This is a genomic window from Comamonas suwonensis (genome assembly GCF_012844455.2).
Lineage (GTDB): Bacteria > Pseudomonadota > Gammaproteobacteria > Burkholderiales > Burkholderiaceae_C > Comamonas > Comamonas suwonensis.
In genome coordinates, this window is record NZ_JABBCQ020000062.1 from 1 (window position 1) to 560 (window position 560).

The window sequence follows — 560 nt, forward strand, 5'->3', positions numbered from 1 at the left end:
GCGGTCTCGGGCGTGCCGTCGTCGGTTTTGACGGTGTAGTTGAACTCGGCTGTGCCGGTGTAGCCGGCATTGGCCTTGAAGCTCAGTTGGCCGTCCGTGCCCAGTGTGACTTGGCCGTTGGCCACGGCCACCGCTGCGCCGCCGGCCGTGATGGCCGTGCCGTTGACTTGCGTGACCACTTTGTGGGCGCCTTCGAAGGCGTCATTGGCCAGCACGTCTATCTTGACGGTCTGTCCGCTGGTGGTGCTTCCGCTGTCGTCGAAGGCGTCTTTTTCTGCCGCAACGGTGATGTTGATGACCTGCGTCGTCAGGTTGCCCAGGGCGTCCTTGACGGTCACCGTGAAGCTGTCCGCTCCGTTGTAGTCGGCCTTGGGCGTGTAGCTCCAGTTGCCGTTGGCATCGATGGTGGCCGTGCCGTGCTGCGCTGCACCGCTGACGCTGTAAGGCGTGGTGCTGTCCAGGCCGTCCAGGTCGCTGGCTGTCAGCTTGCCGCTGATGGCTGTACCGTCTTCCGCTCCGTTGCCTGTGATCTGGCCGGTGACGCTGGTGCCGTTGGCGCC

General features: G+C 64.6%; 1 protein-coding gene. It reads right to left on the reverse strand.

Annotated elements, in window-relative coordinates; translation table 11 throughout:
• The coding region (locus HF327_RS21860) for an Ig-like domain-containing protein (RefSeq protein ID WP_198462447.1) at positions 1–560 on the reverse strand (560 nt) is incomplete at both ends.